This is a genomic window from Streptomyces sp. NPDC054757, from assembly GCF_053612185.1.
This window is the reverse complement of the sequence record NZ_JBSHBW010000001.1, coordinates 173,410-188,739: the sequence shown is the minus strand read 5'-3', so window position 1 is coordinate 188,739 and position 15,330 is coordinate 173,410. Positions and strand designations below refer to the sequence as shown.

General features: G+C 70.2%; 21 protein-coding genes and 1 pseudogene. 11 read left to right on the top strand and 11 right to left on the bottom strand.

Annotated elements, in window-relative coordinates:
- Positions 1-51: 51 nt before the first annotated feature.
- On the bottom strand, positions 52-705 hold the full coding sequence (locus ACWGKJ_RS00810; RefSeq protein ID WP_385020853.1) for a class I SAM-dependent methyltransferase: 654 nt from the start codon (positions 703-705) through the stop codon (positions 52-54).
- A gap of 279 nt (positions 706-984) precedes the next feature.
- Between ACWGKJ_RS00810 and ACWGKJ_RS00805 the strand changes: the two genes are divergently transcribed.
- Positions 985-1,617 carry an RNA polymerase sigma factor gene (locus ACWGKJ_RS00805; protein ID WP_385020856.1) on the top strand — a complete coding sequence of 211 codons (633 nt, stop codon included), beginning with the start codon at positions 985-987 and terminating at the stop codon, positions 1,615-1,617.
- A complete protein-coding gene (locus ACWGKJ_RS00800) occupies positions 1,614-2,735 on the top strand; it encodes a CU044_5270 family protein (protein WP_385020859.1) in 1,122 nt (373 codons plus the stop codon). The genes ACWGKJ_RS00805 and ACWGKJ_RS00800 overlap by 4 nt, the downstream gene beginning before the upstream one ends.
- Before the next feature lie 101 nt (positions 2,736-2,836).
- On the opposite strand, the gene ACWGKJ_RS00795 is transcribed toward ACWGKJ_RS00800, so the two are convergent.
- From ACWGKJ_RS00795 to ACWGKJ_RS00785, 3 genes are read right to left on the bottom strand one after another with little or no spacing between them, the layout of a single operon-like run.
- On the bottom strand, positions 2,837-3,136 hold the full coding sequence (locus ACWGKJ_RS00795) for a hypothetical protein (RefSeq protein WP_385020862.1): 300 nt from the start codon (positions 3,134-3,136) through the stop codon (positions 2,837-2,839).
- On the bottom strand, positions 3,133-3,312 hold the full coding sequence (locus ACWGKJ_RS00790) for a hypothetical protein (RefSeq protein ID WP_385020865.1): 180 nt from the start codon (positions 3,310-3,312) through the stop codon (positions 3,133-3,135). The genes ACWGKJ_RS00795 and ACWGKJ_RS00790 overlap by 4 nt, the downstream gene beginning before the upstream one ends.
- Positions 3,309-3,575 (bottom strand): hypothetical protein, encoded by a 267-nt coding sequence (locus ACWGKJ_RS00785; RefSeq protein ID WP_385020868.1) that lies wholly within the window; start codon positions 3,573-3,575, stop codon positions 3,309-3,311. Before ACWGKJ_RS00785 ends, ACWGKJ_RS00790 begins: the two co-directional genes overlap by 4 nt.
- A gap of 92 nt (positions 3,576-3,667) precedes the next feature.
- Here ACWGKJ_RS00785 and ACWGKJ_RS00780 point away from each other — a divergent pair, with 92 nt between their 5' ends.
- Genes ACWGKJ_RS00780 through ACWGKJ_RS00770 form a run of 3 tightly spaced genes read left to right on the top strand, consistent with a single transcriptional unit; the run spans position 3,668 to position 4,957 of the window.
- Complete coding sequence (locus tag ACWGKJ_RS00780) at positions 3,668-4,507, top strand: Scr1 family TA system antitoxin-like transcriptional regulator (protein ID WP_385020871.1); 840 nt, start codon at positions 3,668-3,670, stop codon at positions 4,505-4,507.
- Positions 4,504-4,713, top strand: coding sequence for a DUF397 domain-containing protein (locus tag ACWGKJ_RS00775; RefSeq protein WP_385020874.1), 210 nt, complete (start codon positions 4,504-4,506; stop codon positions 4,711-4,713). Before ACWGKJ_RS00780 ends, ACWGKJ_RS00775 begins: the two co-directional genes overlap by 4 nt.
- A gap of 34 nt (positions 4,714-4,747) precedes the next feature.
- On the top strand, positions 4,748-4,957 hold the full coding sequence (locus ACWGKJ_RS00770; RefSeq protein WP_385020877.1) for a DUF397 domain-containing protein: 210 nt from the start codon (positions 4,748-4,750) through the stop codon (positions 4,955-4,957).
- A gap of 82 nt (positions 4,958-5,039) precedes the next feature.
- Here ACWGKJ_RS00770 and ACWGKJ_RS00765 read toward each other — a convergent pair whose 3' ends face one another.
- A complete protein-coding gene (locus ACWGKJ_RS00765; RefSeq protein WP_385020880.1) occupies positions 5,040-5,792 on the bottom strand; it encodes an SDR family NAD(P)-dependent oxidoreductase in 753 nt (250 codons plus the stop codon).
- A 99-nt stretch (positions 5,793-5,891) separates the two neighbouring features.
- Positions 5,892-6,509, bottom strand: a complete 618-nt coding sequence (locus ACWGKJ_RS00760; protein WP_385020883.1) for an NAD(P)-dependent oxidoreductase — start codon at positions 6,507-6,509, stop codon at positions 5,892-5,894.
- A 150-nt stretch (positions 6,510-6,659) separates the two neighbouring features.
- Between ACWGKJ_RS00760 and ACWGKJ_RS00755 the strand changes: the two genes are divergently transcribed.
- The 3 genes from ACWGKJ_RS00755 (at position 6,660) to ACWGKJ_RS00745 (ending at position 8,666) form a co-directional block, all read left to right on the top strand.
- Complete coding sequence (locus tag ACWGKJ_RS00755; RefSeq protein WP_385020886.1) at positions 6,660-7,328, top strand: TetR/AcrR family transcriptional regulator; 669 nt, start codon at positions 6,660-6,662, stop codon at positions 7,326-7,328.
- A 121-nt stretch (positions 7,329-7,449) separates the two neighbouring features.
- The gene (locus tag ACWGKJ_RS00750) at positions 7,450-8,028 is read left to right on the top strand and encodes an RNA polymerase sigma factor (RefSeq protein WP_385020889.1); all 579 of its coding nucleotides are present in this window, start codon (positions 7,450-7,452) and stop codon (positions 8,026-8,028) included.
- On the top strand, positions 8,025-8,666 hold the full coding sequence (locus ACWGKJ_RS00745) for a hypothetical protein (protein WP_385020892.1): 642 nt from the start codon (positions 8,025-8,027) through the stop codon (positions 8,664-8,666). Before ACWGKJ_RS00750 ends, ACWGKJ_RS00745 begins: the two co-directional genes overlap by 4 nt.
- Positions 8,667-8,756: 90 nt before the next feature.
- On the opposite strand, the gene ACWGKJ_RS00740 is transcribed toward ACWGKJ_RS00745, so the two are convergent.
- Together ACWGKJ_RS00740 and ACWGKJ_RS00735 are read right to left on the bottom strand one after the other, a co-directional pair.
- Positions 8,757-9,446 carry an SDR family NAD(P)-dependent oxidoreductase gene (locus tag ACWGKJ_RS00740; protein WP_385020895.1) on the bottom strand — a complete coding sequence of 230 codons (690 nt, stop codon included), beginning with the start codon at positions 9,444-9,446 and terminating at the stop codon, positions 8,757-8,759.
- On the bottom strand, positions 9,443-9,595 hold the full coding sequence (locus tag ACWGKJ_RS00735) for a hypothetical protein (protein WP_385020898.1): 153 nt from the start codon (positions 9,593-9,595) through the stop codon (positions 9,443-9,445). Before ACWGKJ_RS00735 ends, ACWGKJ_RS00740 begins: the two co-directional genes overlap by 4 nt.
- Positions 9,596-9,663: 68 nt before the next feature.
- On the opposite strand from ACWGKJ_RS00735, the gene ACWGKJ_RS00730 reads away from it, so the two are divergent.
- On the top strand, positions 9,664-10,473 hold the full coding sequence (locus tag ACWGKJ_RS00730; RefSeq protein WP_385020901.1) for a LysR family transcriptional regulator: 810 nt from the start codon (positions 9,664-9,666) through the stop codon (positions 10,471-10,473).
- 75 nt (positions 10,474-10,548) lie between these two features.
- Here the strand turns inward: ACWGKJ_RS00730 and ACWGKJ_RS00725 are convergent, their stop codons facing one another.
- On the bottom strand, positions 10,549-11,253 hold the full coding sequence (locus ACWGKJ_RS00725) for a DUF4232 domain-containing protein (RefSeq protein WP_385020904.1): 705 nt from the start codon (positions 11,251-11,253) through the stop codon (positions 10,549-10,551).
- Positions 11,254-11,569: 316 nt separating this feature from the next.
- Here ACWGKJ_RS00725 and ACWGKJ_RS00720 point away from each other — a divergent pair.
- Positions 11,570-11,951: pseudogene (locus ACWGKJ_RS00720) on the top strand (IS5 family transposase); the annotation flags it as partial.
- A gap of 299 nt (positions 11,952-12,250) precedes the next feature.
- On the opposite strand, the gene ACWGKJ_RS00715 reads toward ACWGKJ_RS00720, so the two are convergent.
- The gene (locus tag ACWGKJ_RS00715) at positions 12,251-12,847 is read right to left on the bottom strand and encodes a TetR/AcrR family transcriptional regulator (protein ID WP_385020907.1); all 597 of its coding nucleotides are present in this window, start codon (positions 12,845-12,847) and stop codon (positions 12,251-12,253) included.
- A 70-nt stretch (positions 12,848-12,917) separates the two neighbouring features.
- On the opposite strand from ACWGKJ_RS00715, the gene ACWGKJ_RS00710 reads away from it, so the two are divergent.
- Complete coding sequence (locus tag ACWGKJ_RS00710; RefSeq protein WP_385020910.1) at positions 12,918-14,294, top strand: FAD-dependent monooxygenase; 1,377 nt, start codon at positions 12,918-12,920, stop codon at positions 14,292-14,294.
- A 146-nt stretch (positions 14,295-14,440) separates the two neighbouring features.
- Here the strand turns inward: ACWGKJ_RS00710 and ACWGKJ_RS00705 are convergent, their stop codons facing one another.
- A complete protein-coding gene (locus tag ACWGKJ_RS00705) occupies positions 14,441-15,277 on the bottom strand; it encodes a helix-turn-helix transcriptional regulator (protein ID WP_385020912.1) in 837 nt (278 codons plus the stop codon).
- Positions 15,278-15,330: the final 53 nt, after the last annotated feature.

The window sequence follows — 15,330 nt, the reverse complement described above, 5'->3', positions numbered from 1 at the left end:
TCCCCGCCGGGCGATCGCGGGCGGGCGGCGCTCAGCGTTCTGCACCCCCGGTCAGAGTACGGCCCGCACGATGAGGGTGCCGATGTGTCCGGGCTCGGGAGCGTCGAGCACGTGCGCGGTCGCCTCGCGGAAGCCCGCGCGCAGCAGCAGGTTCTCCCACTTGCGGGGGGTGTAGCTGTAGCGGTAGGTGAACATCGCCTTCCCTGCGAAGCCGCCCTTGTACATGCCCTGCGGTCCGTATGCGCCGGGAATGGCCGGGGGCTGTGAGAAGACCAGGACACCCCCCGGCCTCAGTCGTCGGGCAATCAGCGGAAAGAGCTTCGCCGGATCGGTGAACCAGACAGCGCCGAAGATCGAATAGATGGCGGCGTACGTCTCCGGGCTGTCCCGCAGATGTTCGAGCACTTCGCCGCAGACGATGTCCACGCCGAACGGTCCCCAGCGCTCCATGGTCTTCTCCACCATCACCGGGGACAGATCCAGACCTTTCGCGGTCACCCCACGCTGGGCGAGGTACGCGAGGGCGCGGCCGGTGCCGCAACCGATCTCCAGGACGGTCCCGGCGTCTGCCAACAACTCAGGGCCGGGGCCATGACCTGCGTACTGCGTCCAGTGAAAAACCGGTGGGGCGTCGTCCTTGAACGCCGACTCGGCGAACGTGTTCCACAGCTCGGTCTCCGCTGCGATGTCGTGCTGCGCGGGCAATGAACTCCCTTTTCTACGTGTGGGTTCGTCCCTGCCTCGCCCGGCGGGTGAGGCAGAGGCCTGGCCCGGTACGCCTCAGTGACTGTCCGGGGCCTTGCTGTCACACGGTCAGCATTCTGCACCCGGCCGCAATACCGTGGGGGCCTCCACACCGACCAGGACGGTCACAAGCAGGATGGTGTGAGGCAAGCCACAGGATCCCCCGCGGAACCCCTGATGGCCCGCGGAGAGACAACAGGTGTGAGGGACACAGACGACGGAGACGGCAACGGAGACGGTATGCGTGCGCGCATCCGGGCGGGGGACCGCCAGGCGTTCGCCGAGCTCTACGAGGAACACGCGCGGCCGGTCTACAACCACGCCCTGCGGCTGACCGGCAACTGGTCGACCGCGGAGGAGGTGATGTCCGAGACCTTCCTGGCCGCCTGGTCGCACCGGGAACGGCTGGAGCCCGAGGGCGGTTCGCTCAGGCCCTGGCTGCTGGGGATCGCGACGCACAAGGCGTACAACGCCAACCGCGGACTGCGGCGGCGTCTGGCCTTCCTGGCCAGCCGGCCGGCCCCGCCCCCGGTGCCCGACTTCGCGGAGGAGGCGGCCGGCCGACTCGACGACTCCCGCAGACTGGCCGCGGTCCACGCCGCGCTGAGCGGACTGCGCCGCCAGGAACGCGAGGTGCTCGCCCTCTGTGTGTGGGCGGGGCTGGACTACGCGCAGGCCGCCGAGGCGCTCGGGGTGCCGGTGGGCACCGTACGGTCGCGTCTCTCGCGGGCCCGCGTCCGCCTCGGCAGGCTCAGCGAAGAACATCAGGAACGTCAGGAACGGCGGGAACAGCGGGAACCGCGGAAGGGCCGCGGAGAGGGAAGAAGTGAAGCCGCCTTCGCGGCCCTGCCCCTTCGGGAGGAGAACTCATGAACGCCGCCGAACCGCCCCGTCCCGGCCCCCAGCCGGACGACGTGGAGGAACTGGCCCGACTGCTGCCGCGGTCCGTGGAGTTCGACCTGCCCGCCGGGCGTCACCTCCATCACAAGGACATCCTGATGCAGCACATCGACCACGACCGCGACGCCAACGCCGAGCAGGCCACGGCCCCGCTCGCCCCACCGCTCCGGCGCAGGCTGCTGCGGCCCGCCGTGCTCGTACCGGCCGCCTCGCTGGCCCTGGCCGCGACCCTGACCGTCACCCTGACCGGCGGCGCGGGCGGCGGCGCAGGCAACGCCCCCACCCAGGCGTCGCAGAGCGCCCCGCAGGCCGTCACCGTGCTGCACCGGATCGCCGACGCCTCCCTGAGGACCGACGTCACACCGGTCAAGGACAGCCAGTTCGTCTACGTCCGTACCCTCGTCCAGGAGAACACCGGACTCCTCGGCGACGGCCCCGTGAAGCTGCGCAAGCCTTACAAGAGCGAGCGGTGGATGGCACAGGACCCGGCCCCCGTCACCGTTACCGGCTGGATGCGCAGCACCGGCAAGACCGCCATGATGTCCGGTGAGACCATCCCGATCGAGACATCCGTCCCCGACGGCTCGAAGAGCAGTGGCGCCGAGGCCCCCGGCTTCCAGCGGCCCACCTACCGGTGGCTGGCTTCTCTGCCGACCGACCCCAAGGCGCTTCTGAAGGTGCTGACCTCGCACAGCGGGGCGGGCGAGCACGAGTCCAAGGACCAGGCGGTTTTCGAGCTGATCGGGGACCTGCTGAACGAGAACCTCATGCCTGCCGAGAACGCCGCGGCCTTCTACCGCGCCATGGCCGAGATACCCGGTGTACGGGAGGTCCCCGACGTGACGGACACGGCCGGCCGCCACGGCATCGGCATCACCCGCGACGACGACTCCTCCGCGAGCCGCGACGAGTGGATCTTCGACAAGCACAGCCTGGCCCTCATCGGCTCGCGCTTCTACACCACGGCGGACAAGAAGCCCGGTAAGGCGAACGTCCTGGCCGGCTCCACGGCCATCCTCCAGAGCGGCATCGTCGACCAGCACGGCATGGTGCCGGAGAAGGGCGGCGACGACACCTCGGCCGCAGGCTGACCCACCGGCACGCTCTCGCCCGGCTGTCGCGGCGGGCCGCCCGTGCCCCGACGGGAAATCCCCGCCGGGGCACGGCGCGTCGGCGATCTTCTCAACTGGCATCAGACGGCGCGCTCCCCGTGGGCGGAACCGACCAGATCGCGCAGGTGGTCGACGGCCGTCCGCAGCGCTTCCAACTCCGCCAGACGCTCCGCGTTCCGCTCGGCGACCGCGGCGTTCAGCCCCGCGAAGAAGCGGGTGCGGTACGCGAGGTCCGACTCGATCCGTTGCAGTTCCGCGAACAGGGCGGGCAGGCCGGGTCGTTGCGGGTTCAGTACGCGCATGAGGCGGGGGAGCCGCCGCCGCAGGTGGACCTGTACGACGCCTGCGGCGAACACCAGCCGCACCAGGGAGAGCGTCACGGCTGCCGTCCTCCGTGCCGGGCCTGCCAGTGCCGCCTGCGCAGGACCCGGCAGTCGGTCTCCCTGCTCGGATCGTGCTCGGCCCTGGCGACCGCTTCGGCGAGGTCGAACTCCTCGCATTCCCTGCATGATTCGGCCTCTGGCTCGTCGCCCGGCGGGGTACCCGTGGAGGTCACGATTCCAGCCTCCTGCGGTTCCGGCTGCGCGCGTTGATCCGTGCGTTCTCGGCGGTAAGGCGTTCCGCGCTGGTCGGGGGTCGTACGTGTTCGGGCGCGGCCTCCCACTCCGGCCCGCCGCCGACCGGCCGCAGCGACCAGTACGGCCCGGCCGGCCCGCGGAACTCCCCGGTGCGATTGCCGTGCGCCGTATCCACCATGAGCGCACCGAGATCCGGGACGTGCGGCGGTTCCGCCCCATCCGGGCTGTTCTGTACGGACATTGCCGCTCCTCTCCGTAGTCATTCCACTACCAAGGCGGCTCAGAGTGGCCTAGAGTCGAGGTGTCTTCAACGTTCCGCTGGGGGAGGACACATTGGTAAACCGCAAGGAGTTGAACCCCGAAGCGAGTCCGGCAGAGGCGTTCGGGGCACGGTTACGCAGATTGCGCGAGGCGCGTGGCTGGACCCAGGACGAATTCGCCACGCTGGTCGGCTACTCGGGCAGACACATTTCGGCAGTTGAAACTGGTCGCAAACCGCCAACTCTGCGTTTTACGCGCTGTACCGATGTCGCGTTCGGGACCGTGGACACCGCTGATTCGTTCGAGCGCGAGTGGCGCGAGATGCGGAACGGGTCGCTGCTGGAGGGCTTCCCGCAGTACGTCGGGTACGAGGGGCGCGCGGTGGAAATCCGCATGTTCACCCTGGGAATCGTTCCTGGCCTGCTCCAGACTCCCGAGTACGCGCGGGCAGTGGTGGATGGTGCCACGCAGAGGGGTGCCATTACGCCCGATCAAGCTGACGAGCGGGTCGCATTCCTGGCCGAGCGGCAGGCGGCACTCGCGCGTTCCCGGCCGCCCATGCTGTTTGTGACTCTCGATGAGAGCTGCATTCATCGGCCTGTCGGCGGCACTGCTGTCATGGAGGCCCAGTTGAGGCGTCTGGCCGAGTTCGCGGAGCTGCCGAACACGCTCTTGCAGGTAGCGCCGTACAAGATAGGCGAGCGACGCCCGTTCGACATGCCCGTCATCCTCCTGACGCTGCCGGATCGGTCCGTTGTCAGCTACGCCGAATCCCAGGCCCAGGGATATGTGGACCGAGAGCCCAGCTCGGTGATGCCCCTGTTGACGGCCTACCATCAACTCCAGGCCGTATCGCTGTCTCAGGAGGCGTCCGTGGCCATGATCAACCAGTTGCGAAAGGGCACAACATGACGACCGAATCCCCCCGTTGGTTCACGTCCTCGTACAGCAGCAATGGTGGCGAGTGCATCGAGGTCGCCATCAACCTGGTTGCCTCAAGTGGCATGGTCCCCGTTCGTGACTCGAAGAACCCGGGTGGCCCGGTGGTGGACGTGGCCGCCGGTGCGTTCGCGTCGTTCATCACCGGCGTCAAGGCCGGAGAGTTCAGCGCCATCTGACCGTCAGACTCGGCACAACACGAGAGGGCGCAACATGACGACCGAATCCCCCCGTTGGTTCACGTCCTCCTACAGCAACAACGGCGGCGACTGCATCGAGGTCGCCACCAACCTGGTCGCCTCGCTCGGCGCGGTCCCCGTCCGTGACTCCAAGAACCCGGGCGGCCCGGTCGTGGACCTCACCGCCACCGCGTTCGCGTCCTTCGTGGCCGGTGTCAAAACCGGAGAGTTCAGGGCCGTCTGAGATCCGGCGCCGCCTATCGGTTCGGAGAAGCCCCATCGTGCAGCGGTGCACGGTGGGGCTTCTCGCTGCGGGCTCCGCCCGGTTACGCCCGTCGGCCGCCGTCCACCGACATCGCGGTGCCGGTGACGTACGACGCGGAGTCCGAGCAGAGCCACACCGCGGCAGCGGCGGCCTCCTCCGGGGTGGCCATCCGGCCCAGCGGGATGATCGCCTCCTGCATCGCGATCAGGTCGGTACCGGCCGCCACCCGTTCGAAGCCGGGCGTACGGGTCGGGCCGGGGCAGACCGAGTTGACGCGGATGCCGCGCCGCGCGTAGTCCACCGCTGCGACCTTGGTCAGGCCGACCACGCCGTGCTTGGTGGCGACGTAGGCGGGGGCGGTGGGGATCGCGTACAGGCCGCCGTTGGACGCCACGTTCACGATCGCGCCGCCGCCGCGGCTCTCCAGCGCGGGCAGCTCGTACTTCATGCACAGGAAGGTCCCGCCCATGTTGACGTAGGTGACCCGCTCGAACTCCTCCAGGCTCATCCGGTCCAACTGCCGGTGGTGGGAGTCCAGACCGGCGTTGTTCACGGCGAAGTCGAGTCCGCCGTACGTCCCGGCCGTCCGCTCCACGGCCGTGCGGACCGCGTCCTCGTCCACGATGTCGACGCGCAGCGCCAGCGCCTTCCCGCCGCTCTGCGTGATCGTCCCGGCGGTAGCGGCCGCCGTGTCCCCGTCGATGTCGGTGACGGTGACGGCGGCGCCCCGGCGGGCCAGCTCGATCGCCGCCGCGCGGCCGATTCCGCTGCCCGCACCCGTGACGAGTCCGGCCTTTCCCGCGAAGTCGTGCATGGTGATCCTCCGATGATGGCTGCTTGCTGTGCCGCACCCGGCGGGGCTCCGGCCCGTTCGGGCGCCCTGGCAGGGGGTGTCGTGCCGTGACGGCCGGGGTCATGTGAGGGGCACGACGATGCCGTTTCCGGGCCCGCCCGTCTCCGCCTCGTCCAGCAGCAGCGAGGCCAGCGTGGCCCGGGAGATCCGCGGCGGCAGCAGCGGGCGGCGCAGGTCCGCCAGCGGTACGACGCTGCGGGTGGCGCTGAGCGGGCCGTCCGTCACGTCCGGAGCGTGAAAGACCGTGGCGTCGGCCTTGAGCGCGATCTCGTCGGCCTCGGCCTTCTCGGCCAGCTCCGAGCCGACGAACATCCGCATCGCCCCCGCGTAGATCAGCCCGCCCGACCGGCGGGAGCCGCCCGACCCCAGCGCGCCCAGCCACACCGTGCGGACACCGGCCTCGGCCAGCCGCCGGGCCCCGGCGGTCAGCGCGCCCGGGCCGTCGCCCTTGCTGATGCCGATGGCCGCGACCACCACGTCCACGTCGCCGATGGCGGGAAAACCGCCCGGAACGGTGACATCCGCCTGCCGGACCTCCAGCCGCCGGGGGTCCGGAACGGGCCCGGTCGTCCCGGCCGGTGTGCGGACCAGGGCCACGACCTCATGGCCGCGCTCCAGCGCCTGGCCGACGAGGGTGGAGCCCGTGCGGCCCGATGCTCCGAGTATGGCGATGCGCATGATCTTCCGTTCTCGCTGGACAAGTGTTTACTGAACAAGTGTTGGTAACTTGGGTAAACGACTGTTGGTCAGCGCTGTCAAGGTGCGGATGCCCGGTAAGGTGAACGGGTGTTGTCCAACGGTTCACGCTGGTAGGAGGGGGGGGCGAAGATGCCGTCTGAGGAGCGGCCCGCGCCTCGTCGTCGTAATCCACGAGGGCAGGGGCAGGTGCTCAAGGACCAGCTCGTGGAGGCGGCGGCCGGGCTGCTGGCCACCCTCGACCGGCCCGAGACGCTCACCCTCCGGCAGGTCGCACGCGAGGTCGGCGTGGCACCGGCCAGCATCTACAGCCACTTCACCGACCTGAGCGCGCTGATCCAGCACGTACTGCGGCTGCGCTACCAGGAGTTGGCCCGGCTGATGGACGAAGCCGCGCAGGCCGCCGGGCCCGACCCGCTGGCCGATCTCACCGCACGCTGCGCCGCCTATGTGCGGTGGGGCGTCGGCCAGCCCGGCCACTACCGCACCCTCTTCGGCGGCCGGATGCCCGCCGACCTCGTCCCCGGTTCGGCGCACAGCGAGGGCGCCGAACCGCTCGACGCCGTCGCGGACTCCCTCGCCGCTGCCGCCGCACCCGAGCGCCGAGAGCCCACGGCGGAACGGCAGGCGCAGGCCGGCCTCATGCTCTGGACCGCCCTGCACGGCCTGGTCAGCCTCTACAACGACCACGGCACGATGCCCTGGCCGCCGCTGGACGACCTGATCACCGACGTGGTCGGCCTGCACACCGGCCGCCCGGCGGCCGAGGTCGCGGGCCTCCTGGGCCCGTGGGAGAAGTGATCCGGCCCGCGCACGGGGGGCGACGGGTGGGCGACGCGGCCCGGATGTAACGCTTTCGGGCGCCTCGGACTAGTACCGGGTGTAAGGCATCGCACCCCTGACCTGCCCTGAGGAGCCGTCCATGCCGGCGGAGCGTCCGACAGCACCACCCACGCGGGACCCGGCCGGGTTCGCCGCGTTCTACGAGCAGCATTTCGACGCCGTACTCGGGTTCGTCACCCGGCGCGTCGACAGCGCGCACCTGGCCGCCGACCTGACGGCGGACATCTTCGTGGCCGCCCTGGAGGGTGCGCACACCTACGACGCCCGTCGCGGCGCACCCGTCGCCTGGCTGTACGGGATATCCCGCAACGTCCTCCACGCCCACTTCCACGGCACCGCCCGTGAGCAGCGGGCGGTGGCCAGGATCAGCGGGCGGCGGCTGCTGGACGAGCAGGACGTCGGCGCCATCGAGGCGCGGATCGACGCCGGCCGCGCCGCCCGGCAGCTCGCCTCGGCCCACGCCGGGCTCTCCGAACCACTGCGCCAGGTGCTCGACCTGGTCGTCCTGGACGGGCTCACGGTCCGCGAGGCCGCCCAGGCGCTGGGCATCAGCTCGGCCACCGCCCGCGTACGGCTGCACCGCGCCCGCAAGGTCCTGCGTACCGCCGGCCAGACCCACGCCGCCACCCCCGACGCCCTTCTGGAGGCCGCCCAGTGAACGCCCCCGCGCACTTCAAGCAGCAGCTCGCCGACGAGCTGAACGCCCACGCGACCTCTCTCGCCGCCCCCACCGGGCACCGGACCCTGCTCCGGCCGTCCGCGTCGCGCCGCTGGGTGCCCGCCACTGTGGGCCTCGCCGCCGCGGCAGCCGCCGTGGCTGTGGCCGTCCCGCTGATGTCCGGTTCGCACAGCGCGCAGGTGGCCGAGCCCCTGCGGCACAGCACCGCAAGCACCGGCCCCTCGGCCGCCACGACACCACCGGGCAGCGGCCTGCACATCGTCAACGCCGACTACGCCGTGCGGTCCAAGCCGGGCGGCATGGTCTCCGTACAGCTGTTCAGCGCGAAGGGCGTCCCCGGTCTCCAGGCCGCGCTGGACAAGGCCGGTATCCCCGCGAAGGTGCTGGTCCCGTCCGCCTCCTGCCGGGCCACCGGCCCCACCGACCGGCCGAGCGGCAGCCTGCTGAAGGTGGCGCCGCAGTCGGGCTTCCACAGCAACGGGGTCCGCGACTTCAAGCCCAGTGCCATCGAGCCGGGGGACCATCTGCTGTTCATCGCGGACACGGGGAGCGGCCCGGTCAAGGGGCTGGCCATCAGGCTGGTGGGCCGTGCGCCCGGTTGCGTACCGCTCAACTAGCTTTTCTCATAAGGACCGTTGACGGGTGGCTGGTGGCCGGGCCGCGAAAGGACGCGGCCCGGCCACCGCCCGCCGTCAGGGCAGGGAGCGCTACCAGGGCACGGTCTCGTTCCGGTAGTTGAGGAAGTGCAGGCCCGGTTCGCCCCGGTGGCTCTCGATCGTGTCCACCACACCGGGCACGGACTGATCGATGGTCAGGGGGGCGTCAGGCCCGCCGAGTTCGGTGCGTACATGGCCGGGGCACATGAGCAGCAGCGTGTGGGCGGCGTCGGCGTATCGGACGGCGTAGCTGCGCATCAGCTGGTTCAGCGCGGACTTGCTGGCCCGGTAGACCTCGTGACCGCCCCTGGTGTTCAGGGTGAGGCTGCCCTGGCGCGAGGACATGACACCGATGGTCCCGGCCGGTGCGACCAGTGAGCGCAGGGACTCGACCACGCGCATCGGGCTGAGCGCGTTCGTGACCATGACCTCGGTGAACATCTCCTCCGGGACCTCGCCGACCGGGATGTCGCCCCGGGTGATGGCGGCGTTGACGAACAGCAGGTCGAGCGTGCGTCCGGCCAGGCGCTCGCGCAGCGCGGCCAGTTGTTCGGGCTTCGTCATGTCGAGAGACTCGACCGTGACCCGGCCCCCGGAGGCGTCGGCCAGGTCGTGGAGTCCGGTGCGCTCACTGCCCCGTACGGTGCCGATGACGTCCCAGCCGCGGCGTGCGAACTCGGTGGCGAGGCCGAGACCGAGGGCGCGGGAGGCCCCGATGATGAGTGCGGTCGGGGCGCTCATGCCTGCACCGCCGGCCTGATGAGCTCCTCGCACCGCTGGTGGAAGGTGGTCGGGCCGGCGGCCCCGGGGGTGCGTTCAAAGGTGTCCTCATGCAGGACGCCCAGGAGTTCACTGCCGGTCTTGCCGGCAGGAGTAGTGATCACGATCATGCCCTGAGTCTCGGCGCGGTCACCCGGAACCGTCCAATACCTTTCCGGACCATTGATACCTTCGGGGTATGGATCTGGATCTGCGCAAGCTCCGCTACTTCGTCGCGGTGGCCGAGCACCGGAACTTCGGCCGCGCGGCCGAACAGCTCTACATCGCCCAGCCGGTGCTAAGCCGTCAGATCAGGGCCTTCGAGCAGGAGTTGGAGTGCACGCTGCTTGAGCGGACCACCCGCAGCGTGGAGCTGACAGCTGCCGGGAAGCAGCTTTACGAGGAGGCGCAGGGGATCCTCACGGCCGCCACATCGGCGCTGCGGCGGGTGGTGGACGCCGACCGGGGCATCCAGCGGATCGCCGTCGCCTTCTCTCCGGGGCTCCATGTGTCGGAGGCGATCCGGGCGTTCACCTCGCGCCACCCGGAGGTCGAGACCGATGTCGTACCGACGCGCTGGTGGGAGCAGGACGCGCCGCTGCGGGACGGACGGGCCCAGGCCGGATATCTGCGGCGGCCGTTCGACGACTCGGGGCTGCACACCGTCCCCATCGGCCAGGAGCCCAGGGTCGCCTGCCTGCCCGTGACGCACCCGCTCGCGCACCGTGACCAGCTCACCTCCGCGGAGCTCGATGGCGAGCGAATGCTCGACGCACCGAGGCGGCGTACGTCCTCACTTGAGGAAAAATTCGAGCTCATCGCCTCCGGGCACGGCATCGCGCTCGTCCCGCTGAGCGTCGCGCGCTCCTACCCCCGCCCCGATCTCACCCATCTGCCCGTCACCGACGCCCCCGGGATCGAGACGTGCCTGGTCGCCGTCGCGGACCGGCGGGGGAGGCTGCTGCGCGACTTCCTGGAGATCGCCACCGCGACGCTGCGGCGCGGCTGAGCGGCCGCCGGACCCGCCGGGGCCCGGCCGGTGTCCGCCCCGCCGCGCCGCCGCTCAACGCCTTTTGTGGGGCCGCTACTTGCCCGTACCGACCGCGTAGATGACGATGCCGGGGGAGTCGGAGCCCGCGTCGGGGTTGCCCACGCCGACGTTGATGGAGGTGCTCAGGGTCTTCGAGTGGGTCTCGCCGGGCGGCGTGACCACCATGGTGGTGAACGTGTAGCCGCTGCCGCCGGTCTTGTTCAGCGGGTAGTTCAGGACGAACTGGGTCGACTCGCCGGGGGCCAGCTTGACGAGGGGCCGCTCGTTGGAGCCGCCGCGCTCGGCGCTGATGCCCTTCGAGTCGCCCTTGCCCTTGAGGTCGACGCCCGCGTAGCCGCGCATCGTGCAGGAAATGGAGCCGCTGTTCTTGAAGTCGACGATCTCCTGGCCCTCGCCCGAGATGCCGTGCTGGGTCGAGACCGTGAGGTTGGCCGTCTTGCAGGCGCTGCCGGACGCGGAACCGGAGCCGGAATTCGACGAGCCGGAACCGCCGCTGGTGCTGCTGCCGCCACCTGAACTGCTGGAATTGCTGGAACCGTTGCCGGACGAGCTGTCCTGGCCGGCCGTGGCGCTGGACGAGGACGTCGCGCCGGACGAGCCGGACGCCGAGGCGGAGTCGGAGGCACCGGACGACGATGTCCCGGAGGCGCTGGAGTCGTCGGGTCCACAGGCCGTCAGGGACAGTGCGGCGGCCACGACGACGATGCCGAGAGCCGAGAGCCTCTTGTTGCTGCGCATTGCTTCTCCGTAGGTCGGATGCCGGCCCACTCCTTGCGGACCCTTCTGAGTGAAAGGGAGGCAGGAGAGACCTGCGGCGGTTGCAGACGGCCCGGACCGCAACACTCCCGTGACACACGGGCAACGGGGACACGGGGACACGGGGACACGGGGACACGGGGACACGGGGTCGGGGAACGTGAGGATCAGGGCATACGGGTTTCAGCGGACACGAGGTCCGGTCACCGCCGACGGCCACAGCTCGGCGAGGGCGTGTCTCTTTGGTGGGTTGGTCAGTTGATCGGATAGGTCTGTCCGATTAGTGATCCCTGATGCGATGTGGGACCGGATCGAGCCGCTCATGCCGGCCGATCCGGTCCACGGGCGGCGGTGGGCCGACCATCGCCGTACCCTTGAGGCCATCGCGTGGCAGTACCGCACCAACTCGCCCTGGCGGGACCTGCCCGACGAGCTCGGCCCGTTCCAGACCGCCCACAAACGACTGATCAGATGGGCCGTCGACGGCACCTGGGAGATGATCCTCGCCGCCGTCCTGGCGGCGGCGGACGCTGACGACGACCTCGACTGGACGGTGTCGGTGGACTCCACGGTCGTGCGGGCCCACCAGCACGCTGCCGGGGCACGCAAAACCGGGGCACGCAAAGAGGGGGGAGGCCCGCCCGGGAGAGCCCGCCGATCATGCACTCGGCCGCTCCCGCCGCGACCGTGAACGAGATCCACCGACTGTACGACCGGTTCGTCCCCGCCCCCGCCCGCACCGCCCGGACCTGCCTTGTCATGCACTGGCACCGCTGGCGCACCCGCCGCCAGTCCCGAGCCCGAGTCGGCCACTACCGCACCCGCACCGCACGAGCTCACTCACCGTGAAACCACCGGCTGTATTACTGGATCACGCTTGCTCCGCAGCCGGACCAGAGCGGGGACGCTGCCCGGCATGAGCGACTGATCGCCAAGCCCGGCTGCCCGCACGGACCGGCTTGGCCCGGCCGGGTCCGGCTCAATAGTCGCGGCCGGTGAGACCGCGGTAGACGAAACGCGTCACCACTTCGGTCAGTTCCTCGTCGTCGAGGTCCGGCGAGAGCTGCTGCCCGGTTTGCAGACAGGTGTCGAGGAGCCCGTGCATGAACTGGAGGCTGACCTCGGGTGAGGCGGGCAACCGGAGCCCGGCGTGGGTGATGTGCTCGACGTGATCCATGAGGTCGGCCCTCTCGGTGGCGCCGTACTCGGCCAGCGTCCTCGCGAAGGTTTCGCTGACCAGTGCGGCCTGTTGCATGGCGCGCAAAGTCGCGGCGTTCTCCCGGTAGAAGCCGACGTAGTCCCTGACATGCCAGCGGATCGCGTCGGGGTCGGTGAAGTCCGGCTTGTGGTCGGGAGCGGAGGCTCTCAGGGCGCTGTCCGCCAGCATGTCGGCCAGGAGCGCTTCGAGCAGTTCTTCCTTGCTCGCGAAGTGGTTGTAGAAAGATCCGGCCGCGCGGCCGGCCTCGGCGGTGATGTCGGTGATCTTCGCGTTCAGGTAGCCACGAGCGGCGAACACCCGCTTCGCCGCGGCCTTCAGCGCGGCCTCGGTCTCCGCCGCCATCTCCGTGCGCTTCACGGCACCTCCTTGACACGAACCGTACCAAGGGATCAACCTGAATCCATATTCAGTGAATTGGAGTTCAGTCATGCGGATCCTCATCGCGGGAGCCGGGCCCACCGGTCTGACCCTGGCCATCGACCTCGCCCGGCGCGGAATCGACGTACGCGTCATCGACAAGGCGGCTTGCCACTTCGCCGGCTCGCGCGGCGACACCCTCCAGCCGCGCACGCTGGAAGTGTTCGACGACCTCGGCGTCCTCGACACGGTGCTCGACCAGGGACGATCCGTGCCGACGACGCGTGTGCACCTCGACGGAGAGTTCGTGGGAGAGAGGCGGACAGCCGAACACCTCCAGCCGACGCCCGATGTCCCCTACCCGAACGCCTGGATCCTCGGGCAGTCCCAGACGGAGGCCGTACTCCGCGACCGGCTCGCCGCCTTCGGGGCGAGTGTGGAACTGAACACGGAGCTGATCGGCTTCGAGCAGGACCCGGACGGGGTGACGGCTCACCTGTCCACGGGTGAGACCGTGCGGGTGGCGTACCTGGTGGGCGCCGACGGTGGGCGCAGTACCGTCCGCAAGACACTGGGCATAGCGTTCGAGGGCACAACGGACGAATCGATGCGGGTTCTGCTCGGGGACGTGTCGGCGGACGGACTTGACCACGAGTACGGGTACTGGTTCGCCCGTGCCGCCGATGTGTCCTCCGGGATCCAGCTCAGCCCGCTGCCGAACAGGGGCGGACTGTTCCAGTTCGGCACACCGCTGTCCGAGCAGGACACCGAGCCGTCGCTGGGCACCCTGCAGGAGAAGCTCGACGCGCTTGATGCCGGCGTGCGGTTGGCCGATCTGGCGTGGTCGACAGTGTGGCGGCCGAACATCCGCCTGGCCGAGCGATTTCGTATCGGCCGGGTGTTCATCGCAGGTGACGCCGCGCACGTGCATCCGCCGACCGGAGGCCAGGGGCTGAACACGGGCGTGCAAGACGCCTACAACCTTGGCTGGAAGCTGGCTGACGGTTCGCCGGAACTGCTCGACACCTACGAGAGCGAACGGCGCACGGTCGCGACCAGGACGCTCACCCTCAGCGAGGAACTCCTGGAGCGGCACAAGGACGGCGTCGAGGACGCGTACGAGCGCGGCGAGAACACCCGGCAACTCGATGTCAGCTACCGGACCTCCGAAGGCCGGCTCGTCGCGGGCGACCGTGCCCCTGACGCGCCGTTGAGGGACCCCGATGGCAAGGCGATCCGACTGTTCGACCTCTGCCGAGGTCCACACGCGACCCGCCTTGTGTTCGGGGCACCCGCTCCCGACGAGCCCCACACCTACGCGGTCCTTCGCCCCGGCCAGTCTTCGCCCGGCGCATACGTCATCGACGCTGAAGGACACGCCTTCGCCGCCTACGGCACTGCGGACGGCGACACGGTACACATTCGCCCCGACGGCCACGTCGGCTAAGGGCTGTCCCGCAATCCCTGGCGGGCGCTCGACGACAGTTACGGCGCCTCGCCGCGTTGTCGGAACGCCCGAATACAGCCAGTATGCGGACGCCCCTCCGCCTTGCGATGCACCGCATCTGACGCCGCGCGCTGATCCACCAGGGATTACGGGACAGCCCTTAGCGCCTGCGTACCCAACACCCCGATGAGCGCGAGCTGTTCAGCATCCCGGGTGCCCGGCTCGGTCGTGTAGACCATGATGCGCAGATCGCTGCCGGTGACGCCGAGCAGGTCGCAGTCGAGCGTCACCGCGCCCACCTGCGGGTGGTCGATGGTCTTGTGCGGGGCCTCGTACTCGGCCACCACCCCGGAGTCCCACAGCTCAGCGAACCGCTCACTCCCGGCGCGCAACTCCGCGATCAGGCGCCGCAGCCGCTGGTCCGCGGGGTACCGGGCGGCCGCCGTACGCAAGCCGGTGACCTGTGCCGCCTCCAGCGCGCGCCGGGACTCCGGTGTGTGGCGGGCACGAGTCCCCGAGCCCAGGAAGTTGCGCCACACCGCGTTGCGGTCCTTGCCGTGCCACTCGCCCATCAGGGCGGTGTACAGCGGGTTGGCCAGCAGCAGCGTCCACGCCGCGTCGAAGACCGCGACCGGTGTGCCGGTCAGCCGGTCCAGCATCCGCTGGACGCCGGGCGTGAGGTGGGCGGGCACCGTGCCCCGCCCCGGCGGTACGAGTCCGGCGGCCCGGAACAGATGCTCACGCTCGGCGGCCGAGAGGCGCAGCGCCCGGCCCAGCGCCTCGACGACCTGCACCGACGGGTTGGCGGCCCGGCCCTGTTCGAGGCGGGTGACATAGTCGACCGAGATCCCGGCCAGCAGAGCCAGCTCCTCGCGGCGCAGCCCGGCCGCGCGCCGGTGGCCGCCGACGGGCAGCCCGGCCGCTCCGGGGGAGACCCGGTCGCGCCAGCGCCGTACCGCTTTGCCGAACTCCGTGGCCGTCATGGCACCACTCTGCCCCCGGCGGCGCGGATCTTCCTGGTACTGGCAGTCACAGG

What these genes read in the sequence shown, in the direction of transcription:
- ACWGKJ_RS00750 (WP_385020889.1), top strand. Translation starts at nt 7,450, where the DNA reads ATGCCGGCGGAGCGTCCGACAGCACCACCCACGCGGGACCCGGCCGGG.
- ACWGKJ_RS00735 (WP_385020898.1), bottom strand. Translation starts at nt 9,595, where the DNA reads ATGATCGTGATCACTACTCCTGCCGGCAAGACCGGCAGTGAACTCCTG.
- ACWGKJ_RS00770 (WP_385020877.1), top strand. Translation starts at nt 4,748, where the DNA reads ATGACGACCGAATCCCCCCGTTGGTTCACGTCCTCCTACAGCAACAAC.
- ACWGKJ_RS00730 (WP_385020901.1), top strand. Translation starts at nt 9,664, where the DNA reads ATGGATCTGGATCTGCGCAAGCTCCGCTACTTCGTCGCGGTGGCCGAG.
- ACWGKJ_RS00805 (WP_385020856.1), top strand. Translation starts at nt 985, where the DNA reads ATGCGTGCGCGCATCCGGGCGGGGGACCGCCAGGCGTTCGCCGAGCTC.
- ACWGKJ_RS00705 (WP_385020912.1), bottom strand. Translation starts at nt 15,277, where the DNA reads ATGACGGCCACGGAGTTCGGCAAAGCGGTACGGCGCTGGCGCGACCGG.
- ACWGKJ_RS00760 (WP_385020883.1), bottom strand. Translation starts at nt 6,509, where the DNA reads ATGCGCATCGCCATACTCGGAGCATCGGGCCGCACGGGCTCCACCCTC.
- ACWGKJ_RS00765 (WP_385020880.1), bottom strand. Translation starts at nt 5,792, where the DNA reads ATGCACGACTTCGCGGGAAAGGCCGGACTCGTCACGGGTGCGGGCAGC.
- ACWGKJ_RS00740 (WP_385020895.1), bottom strand. Translation starts at nt 9,446, where the DNA reads ATGAGCGCCCCGACCGCACTCATCATCGGGGCCTCCCGCGCCCTCGGT.
- ACWGKJ_RS00755 (WP_385020886.1), top strand. Translation starts at nt 6,660, where the DNA reads ATGCCGTCTGAGGAGCGGCCCGCGCCTCGTCGTCGTAATCCACGAGGG.
- ACWGKJ_RS00785 (WP_385020868.1), bottom strand. Translation starts at nt 3,575, where the DNA reads ATGTCCGTACAGAACAGCCCGGATGGGGCGGAACCGCCGCACGTCCCG.
- ACWGKJ_RS00775 (WP_385020874.1), top strand. Translation starts at nt 4,504, where the DNA reads ATGACGACCGAATCCCCCCGTTGGTTCACGTCCTCGTACAGCAGCAAT.
- ACWGKJ_RS00710 (WP_385020910.1), top strand. Translation starts at nt 12,918, where the DNA reads ATGCGGATCCTCATCGCGGGAGCCGGGCCCACCGGTCTGACCCTGGCC.
- ACWGKJ_RS00800 (WP_385020859.1), top strand. Translation starts at nt 1,614, where the DNA reads ATGAACGCCGCCGAACCGCCCCGTCCCGGCCCCCAGCCGGACGACGTG.
- ACWGKJ_RS00725 (WP_385020904.1), bottom strand. Translation starts at nt 11,253, where the DNA reads ATGCGCAGCAACAAGAGGCTCTCGGCTCTCGGCATCGTCGTCGTGGCC.